The 8,302-nt window shown below is 51.0% G+C and carries 8 protein-coding genes and 1 tRNA gene; 5 read left to right on the top strand and 4 right to left on the bottom strand.

Annotated features, from left to right (window positions below; translation table 11 throughout):
- The 4 genes from QVO99_RS02645 to QVO99_RS02630 all read right to left on the bottom strand — a co-directional run.
- Positions 1-1,577 (bottom strand): DNA gyrase subunit B (locus tag QVO99_RS02645; protein ID WP_288176889.1); only part of this gene is annotated, 1,577 nt, incomplete at its 3' end.
- A 67-nt stretch (positions 1,578-1,644) separates the two neighbouring features.
- The gene (locus QVO99_RS02640) at positions 1,645-1,803 is read right to left on the bottom strand and encodes a hypothetical protein (protein ID WP_156132463.1); all 159 of its coding nucleotides are present in this window, start codon (positions 1,801-1,803) and stop codon (positions 1,645-1,647) included.
- Positions 1,804-1,901: 98 nt separating this feature from the next.
- Positions 1,902-2,156 carry a 30S ribosomal protein S20 gene (rpsT, locus tag QVO99_RS02635; protein WP_022316040.1) on the bottom strand — a complete coding sequence of 85 codons (255 nt, stop codon included), beginning with the start codon at positions 2,154-2,156 and terminating at the stop codon, positions 1,902-1,904.
- Positions 2,157-2,184: 28 nt separating this feature from the next.
- Positions 2,185-2,256, bottom strand: a tRNA-Glu gene (locus QVO99_RS02630).
- A gap of 149 nt (positions 2,257-2,405) precedes the next feature.
- Between QVO99_RS02630 and recO the strand changes: the two genes are divergently transcribed.
- The 5 genes from recO to QVO99_RS02605 all read left to right on the top strand — a co-directional run bounded on the left by recO (position 2,406) and on the right by QVO99_RS02605 (position 8,255).
- On the top strand, positions 2,406-3,131 hold the full coding sequence (gene recO / locus QVO99_RS02625) for a DNA repair protein RecO (protein WP_022316039.1): 726 nt from the start codon (positions 2,406-2,408) through the stop codon (positions 3,129-3,131).
- Between the two features lie 899 nt (positions 3,132-4,030).
- A complete protein-coding gene (gene mraZ, locus QVO99_RS02620; protein ID WP_022316038.1) occupies positions 4,031-4,528 on the top strand; it encodes a division/cell wall cluster transcriptional repressor MraZ in 498 nt (165 codons plus the stop codon).
- A 20-nt stretch (positions 4,529-4,548) separates the two neighbouring features.
- A complete protein-coding gene (rsmH, locus tag QVO99_RS02615; RefSeq protein ID WP_022316037.1) occupies positions 4,549-5,478 on the top strand; it encodes a 16S rRNA (cytosine(1402)-N(4))-methyltransferase RsmH in 930 nt (309 codons plus the stop codon).
- Between the two features lie 18 nt (positions 5,479-5,496).
- A complete protein-coding gene (locus QVO99_RS02610) occupies positions 5,497-6,099 on the top strand; it encodes an FtsL-like putative cell division protein (protein WP_022316036.1) in 603 nt (200 codons plus the stop codon).
- Positions 6,096-8,255, top strand: a complete 2,160-nt coding sequence (locus QVO99_RS02605; protein ID WP_022316035.1) for a penicillin-binding protein — start codon at positions 6,096-6,098, stop codon at positions 8,253-8,255. The genes QVO99_RS02610 and QVO99_RS02605 overlap by 4 nt, the downstream gene beginning before the upstream one ends.
- The last annotated feature ends 47 nt before the right edge of the window (positions 8,256-8,302 follow it).

The following is an 8,302-nucleotide window of genomic DNA, read 5'->3' as shown; positions in this document are numbered from 1 at the left end:
GTGTCGATGTGTGAACCATCGACGTCGGCATCGGTCATGATGATGATCTTGTCGTAGCGCAGCTTTTCGGTGTTCGCCTCCTTGTCTTCTTCGCCGTCCACTCCGAAGCGCACGCCGATACTCTGGATGATGTTCATCACCGACTCGCTCTCGAACACCTTGTGCCACATCACCTTCTCCACGTTCAGGATCTTACCTCTGAGCGGCAGGATTGCCTGGGTGTAGCGGTCGCGGCCCTGCTTTGCCGAACCTCCGGCGGAGTCTCCCTCGACGAGGAATATCTCACACTCCTTCGGGTCACGATTGGAACAGTCGGCGAGTTTTCCCGGCAGTCCGCCTCCGGTCATCGGGTTCTTGCGCTGCACGCTCTCACGTGCCTTGCGTGCCGCGATACGCGCCGTAGCTGCAAGGATGACCTTCTCGCAAACCTGCTTCGCCTCTTTCGGATGCTCCTCCAGATAGTTTGTCAGCGCCTCCGACACGGCCTGCTGCACGGCTCCGGTAACCTCGTTGTTTCCGAGCTTCGTCTTTGTCTGTCCCTCAAACTGCGGCTCTGCCACCTTTATCGAGATTACGGCGGTGAGTCCCTCGCGGAAGTCCTCTCCAGCGATTTCTATCTTCGCCTTCTCTATCTGCTTTGAAATCACCGGGTCGCTGTCGGCGTATTTCTTCAGCGTGCGGGTGAGTGCCATACGGAAGCCCACAAGGTGTGTTCCTCCCTCTATGGTGTTGATATTGTTTACGTATGAATGGATATTCTCGCTATAGTCGGTGTTATACATGATAGCCACCTCGATTGGAATACCCTGCTTCTCGGTCTTCAGATAGATGACATCATCGAAGAGGTGGGTGCGATGGCGGTCGACGTAGCGCACGAACTCCTTCAGTCCCTCCTTGGCATGGAACACCTCCTGACGGGTCTTTCCCTCCTCGTCGGGACGCATATCGGTAAGCGTTATGGTGATGCCGGCATTCAGATATGCCAGCTCTCTCATTCGCTTGGCTATGATGTCGTACTTATACGTGGTGGTGGTAAATATGGTTGGGTCCGGCCAGAACTGCTGACGTGTTCCCTGCTGGTCGGTCTCTCCCACTACCTTCACGGAATAGAGAGGCTTTCCCTTTTCGTATTCCTGCTGATAGATCTTGCCGTTGCGGAACACCTGCGAGAGCATCTTTGTGGAGAGCGCGTTCACACAACTCACACCCACTCCGTGGAGTCCTCCGCTGACTTTGTATGATCCCTTGTCAAACTTTCCTCCTGCGTGGAGCACCGTCATTACCACTTCGAGTGCCGACTTGTGGAGTTTCTCATGCATGTCCACCGGAATACCACGTCCGTTGTCCTGCACCGTGATAGACTCGTCCTCGTTGATGGTAACCTCGATGTGCGTGCAATAGCCTGCCATCGCCTCGTCGATGGAGTTGTCCACGGTCTCGTTCACGAGGTGATGGAGACCTTTCTCACTGATATCGCCGATATACATGGCCGGACGCTTGCGCACAGCCTCAAGACCCTCCAGCACCTGAATGTTACTGGCGGAATAGTTGTTCTCGTTTATCTGATTGTCTGACATTGTTGATTTCTTGATTTTTTCAAGGGGCAAAGATAGTCAATTTTATTGACATAGGGAAATTTTCGGTTTAAAAAGTGTCGCCGTTCCTCTTCACCCTCGACATATTGGGGTTATTTCCAAACTGGCCATCAGATTCCGCATCTGCCAGGCCTTTGTTTTCATACACATAACGCTGCATCATCCTCACGCCACCATCGGCATGCAAAACGGCGATATGCCATAACATAACGATATGCCATAACGCAGAAATGCCACAATCTTCCGATTGCAGCATTCCGTATGATTCAATAACATTTTACATCGCCCCATAGTGCGACTCTTGACTTAGGCAAGGCTATTGATGTGCTGTGCCAAGCTTGACTTGATGTTAGCAGCCTTATTCTTGTGGATAAGGTTAGTCTTAGCCAGCTTGTCAAGAATCTTCTGTACGCTTGGGTACATCTTAACAGCCTCTTCCTTGTCTGTCATAGCGCGCAGTTTACGAACTGCATTACGCATAGTCTTTGCATAATATCTGTTGTGCAAATTCTTTTTCTTATCCTGGCGGATTCTTTTTAGTGATGATTTGTGATTTGCCATCTTGTTATTATCTTTTTATTTTTTATTGTAGTCCCTAGGAGAGTCGAACTCCTCTTTAGAGAATGAAAATCTCTCGTCCTAACCGATAGACGAAGGGACCATAATCGGATTTTGCGGTGCAAAGTTACGTCAACTTTATCATATACACAAATATTTTCAAGAAAAAATATTGAAATTCGTGCTTTTCTTGTTGTTTTTAAGGATTTTACGCCCTTCGAATGAGGTTTTTTGATAATTTTGCCGACAAATATGACTTTCAACATCAATTGCATAGTGCTCCACGCCTTCATGTTCAACGATTCGAAAATGATGGTAGACGTGCTCTCCAGAGAGGAGGGCAGGCTGTCGTGCGTGCTAAACATAGGGCGGTCGAAGGCGGGCCGCGGGCGCCGCCAACTGTTCCAACCCCTGTCGATTCTCGAACTGACTCTCGACCGCAAGGCACCGGGACGACTCGCCACAGTGAAAGACGCTCATGTGGCAGTGGCATTCGCCAATATCCCCTTCGACCCCTACAAACTCGCCATATCGATGTTTCTCGCCGAATTCATTGCCAACGTCACGCGGTCAGAAAAGGAATCGGAGGTTCTCTTCGACTACATATCTGAGAGTCTGCAGTGGCTCGACGGAGCGAGAAAGGATTTTTCGAACTTCCATCTTGTGTTCATGATGCGCCTGACGAGGTTTGTGGGATTCTTTCCCAACCTTGAGGACTACAGCGAGGGATGCGCCTTCGACATGCAGAACGGATGTTTCGTGGACTGGGCACCGCAGCAGAGGGGATTCCTCACGGGCGACGACGCCACCAAGATGCAGACTCTGATGCGAATGAACTACGACAACATGCGACTCTTCAAGATGTCGCACGCCGACCGCAACCGATGTCTCGACGTTATAACAGACTACTACAGGCTGCACGTGGCTGACTTCCGCGAAATGAAGTCGCTCTCCATTCTGAGGGAATTGTTTGCCTGACCTTCATTCCAAACACCGGTTTTGCTCTTCTATTACCTATTATATATAGAGACGCACACATGCACGGCAATCGGGAAAGGACGGAACATGACACGACATTGCCAATGCCCCACCCTTCCGGACATACCAGACAAATACTGAAACATAATCGTCAGCACTGAAACCGGACAGGACACAAGACTCGTCACCAATCCCAACCATTGCAGCAAGGGAAAACAAACAATGCTTTGGAATTAGAATATTTTAACTCTTTACGGTGCTTAATTGTTAAATCATACAGTTGACAAATATGTATAAAAGTTATACATATTACTGATTCTTAATGACCAGATGGGACCTCAAGCATTTAGTCCGGACCATCAACAGCCAGAGGAGATCTCACTCCATTTTACTCCAAATTCCATATTGGCAAAAAACAATCGCCACAAAACCATCAGGCCATCTGTTTTCAATGCAATACCTACACAAACAGACTACTGATAACCAGATTGTTAACAGCCAGATGATTATCCGCGAGTTATCCGGATGATTCGCAGACAGGAGAAGCTGCCAGACGACAGGAATCTGATGAATTGAATCCGGATGGCAGAAATCAAAACAAAATTCAAATAAGGCCAAATGACTTATTTGGGTTAAAACCGGAATATGAATATTGTGACATACCCCAATTGGACAAGGCATCTGATATGTTAAATAATATATCTTCATTTGTGAACTCTTATTAATTTATTTAGTTCCAAAAGCCACATCTACCCACCCCACCACCTGCTCTCATTAAACACCAAGCAATGAAGAGAAATCAAAAAAAATACTGAAAAGAGGAAAATTGTGGGGAAAAGTGGCGGAGTGTGGGGGAAAATGTGTAACTTTGAAGCCCAATAACCCATTAAGATGTACGTATGCGATTTTTAGGTAACATAGAGGCAAAGATCGACGCGAAGGGACGTGTGTTCCTCCCCGCAACTTTCCGCAAGGTATTGCAAGCCGGCGGAGAGGAAAACCTCGTGTTGCGCAAAGACGTGTTCCAGCCATGCCTCGTGCTCTACCCGGAAAGCGTATGGAACGAGCAGATGGACGAGCTTCGGTCAAGGCTCAACCGCTGGAACAGGGAGCATCAGCGCATCTTCAGACAGTTCGTGAGCGACGTGGAAGCGATATCGCTCGACGGCAACGGCAGATTCCTGATTCCAAAGAGATACGTCGACATGGCTGCGATAAGCGGACAGGTGAAATTCATCGGCATGGGCGACTCGATAGAGATCTGGAGCGAAGGAAACACCGCGGACCCGTTTATGGAGCCCGACGAATTCGGCGCCGCTCTGGAGAGCATTATGGGTGACCCCTCGCCGGCGGATGCCGACAACGGGAAAGTGAATGACAATATTGCTGGAAACTAAAGAAAAAACTAAATAAAACAATGGCTACCATCATCGATACATATCACGTGCCGGTATTGCTCGAAGAGAGCGTCGGCGGACTTGACATCAAACATGACGGGACATACGTCGACGTGACGTTCGGCGGTGGCGGTCACAGCCGCAGAATACTGCAGGAGCTGGACGGTGGCGGACACCTGTACAGCTTCGACCAGGATGCGGATGCGGAAAAGAACGTGAGTCCGCAGGACAACTTCACATTCGTGAGGAGCAACTTCAGATATCTCAAGAACTGGATGCGCTACTACGGAGTGGAAGGACTCGACGGACTGCTTGCCGACCTGGGGGTGTCGAGCCACCATTTCGACGACGAGACGAGAGGGTTCTCATTCAGATTCGACGCACCGCTCGACATGAGGATGAACAAAAGGGGCGGAGAGAATGCCGCCGACCTTGTGAACGAGAGGTCGGAAGAGGAACTCGCCGACATGTTCTACCTCTACGGTGAACTGAAGAACTCAAGGCGCATAGCGAAAGCCATCGCCCAAGCGAGGGAGCAGAAGCCGATACTGACGACACAGGACCTGATGGATGCCACGCTGCCACTGTTTCCAAAGGAAAGGGGAAAGAAGGACATGGCGAGGATGTTCCAAGCGCTGCGCATCGTGGTGAACCACGAGATGACGGCACTGAAGGAGATGCTCGCCTCTGCCACGGAACTGCTGAAACCGGGCGGCAGGCTGTCGGTGATAACATACCACAGCCTGGAGGACAGGATAGTAAAGAACTTCATGAAGACGGGAAATGCTGAAGGCAAGACGACACAGGACTTCTTCGGAAGGGTGGAGACACCGTTCAGACTCGTCAACAACAAAGTGATAGTGCCATCCGACGAAGAACAGCAGGTCAACCCGCGAAGCAGAAGCGCAAAACTGAGAATTGCAGAGAAAAGAGAACCGGCCGACAAATAGTGGAGACGAACAAAAGAAATGAAAGAAGACTATACTGACATAAACGCCGAAGAGGGAACGACACCGACACTGACAGATACGGACGGGCACCGGACGGAACCTCTCGCCAGCCAACACGACGCCAACACCGACGCCGCAACGACTGACACTGCCGACACGACAACATCCGCCGACACGACGGAAAAGAGGAAGACGGACGTGGAGGCTACCGGCGAAAGCCTGGAAAGCCAAGAGGCAAGAAAGGAACTGAAACGCATTGTGGAGGAGATTGCCAGAGAGGACGAACGGCCGATGTCGTCGAACTTCTCGCTCAAAAAAATCCTCGGCGGCGAATTCCTGCAGGCAAAGATAATAAAGCAGTACAAATGGCTCATCGTGATAATCGTGGGCTTCATGATAGTATATGTGTCAAACAGATACAGCTGCGACCAGAAGAGAATACAGATTTCAAAGCTCAACAAGGAGCTGGAAGAAGCGAAGTTCAGGGCGATGACGACAACAAGCGAACTGACGAAGATAAGCCGCGAGAGCAACGTGCTGCAGATGCTGCAGAACTGCAAAGACAGCGTGCTGCATATTCCTAACCAGCCACCTTATATTATAAACGTAGCGGAACAATGAATACAAACAGACAGCAAAACTTGGCCAAATCGGTGAAGAGATACAGGATAATAGCCTGGATTGCCGTGCTTATCTGCCTGTTGATCATCGGAAAGGTGGTTTATGTGGGCACTCTGAAGCGTGAATACTGGATGAAAGTGGCGGAACAGAAAAAGGTAAAGGAAAAGCCGGAACCTGCCGAACGCGGAAACATACTGAGCTGCGACGGAAGGCTGCTGTCCGGAACACTGCCGGAATATGACCTTATAATAGACTTCAGCGTGTGTCAGGAGTGGCGCGACTCCATGTGGAGAGCCGATTTCCCGAAAATCTGCGCCGGGCTGCACCGTATATTCCCTGACAAAAGCGAGGAGTATTTCCGCGACAGGCTGCAGGAGGGATACGACAAGAAGAACAAGAGCTGGAGAATAATAAAGAGGAAAGCCACCTTCGAGGAGATGACGGAGGTGAAACGGCTGCCGGTGTTCAGAGAGCCAAGACTGAGAGGAGGATTCCACGAAGTGGAGCATACGACGAGGAAGAAGCCCTTCGGATCGCTCGCAAGCCGAACAATCGGTGACCTGATATGGAACGGGCAGCCGAAATGCGGACTGGAACAGTCGTTCAACAAATACCTGAGCGGCACACCGGGAAAGAAGCGCATACGCAAGGTGTTCGACAAGACGATACCTGAGATAATCGTGCCGCCGGTGGCCGGATGCGACATCATAACGACAATCGACGTGGGAATGCAGGACCTCTGCGAGAGGGCGCTCCTGGAGAAGCTGAAGGAAATCAACGGCAACGTGGGAGTGGCTATCGTGATGGAGGTGAGCACCGGCGACATCAAGGCAATGGTGAACATGTCGAAACTCGCAAGCGGCGACTATGCCGAGATAAAGAACAACGCCGTGTCTGACCTGCTCGAACCGGGTTCGGTGTTCAAGACGGCATCGATAATGGTGGCACTCGACGACGGAGTGGTGGACACTACTTATATGGTGGACACCGGAGGCGGAGTATGGGACATGTACGGAGCGAAGATGAGAGACCACAACTGGTCATCAGGCGGTTATCAGACGATATCACTGCCTCGCACGCTGGAGGTGAGTTCCAACATCGGAGTGAGCCGGATTATCGACAGATACTACGGCAAGAACCCGGAGAAATTCGTTGAGGGACTACGACGCATCGGAATGGGAGCACCGCTGAACCTGCCGTTCAAAGGAGCGGGAAAGGCGCAGATACGCATGCCGAAGAAAAACAAACGTGGGCAATACACCAACTGGTATGGTACCACGCTGCCGTGGATGAGTATCGGATATGAGACTCAGGTGCCGCCGATATACACGCTGACCTTCTACAACGCCATCGCAAACAACGGAAAGATGGTGGCGCCGAGATTCGTGAAGAGCGTGGTGAAAGACGGACAGGTGGTGAAGGATTTCCCCACCGTGGTGGTGAAGGAGAAGATCTGCAAGGAGAAGACTCTCAAGGAAATGCAGACAATCCTATACCACGTGGTGAGCCAAGGACTGGGCAAAGCTGCCGGTTCGGAATCGTTCAAGGTGGCCGGCAAGACAGGTACTGCACAGATTTCAAAAGGACGGTCGGGATACAAGAGCGGACCGATGAACTATCTCGTCAGCTTCGCCGGATATTTCCCTGCCGACGCTCCACGATACAGCTGCATCGTATGCATACAGAAACCGGGACTGCCGGCATCGGGAGGAAGACAGAGTGGTGCCGTGTTCCACAAGATATCGGAGGGCATAATGGCTCAAAGCCTGAAGCTGCTCGCATCCGATGCACGCACACCGGACGCTCTGCTGACGCCGGAAGTGAAAAACGGCAACATGCTTGCCGCCGACTATGTGCTGGCACATCTCGGTGTGAAGACCAACGAGGGATGGAACGGCAGCTATGCAAACGGAAACCCGATATGGGGAAAGGCCGAGAGCAACAACAGGATGGTGACGCTGACCAAGGGAAAGGCGTATGCCAAGAACCTGATGCCAGACGTGATAGGAATGGGAGCCCGCGACGCCGTGTACATCACGGAGACAAGAGGTCTGAAGGTGACTATCTATGGCAGAGGAAAGGTGTATGAGCAGAGTATAGCGGCTGGCTCGAAGATAAGGAAGGGACAGCGCTGCGTGATAAAGCTCAGAAACTGACGTTGACACCCTAATGAATGAAGTTTGACACCCTAATGTACAGAAGG

Source organism: Prevotella sp. CAG:592 (genome assembly GCF_000436015.1).
GTDB lineage: Bacteria > Bacteroidota > Bacteroidia > Bacteroidales > Bacteroidaceae > Prevotella > Prevotella pectinovora.
The sequence above is the reverse complement of the archived record's forward strand: the minus strand, read 5'-3'. Positions and strand labels throughout refer to the sequence as shown.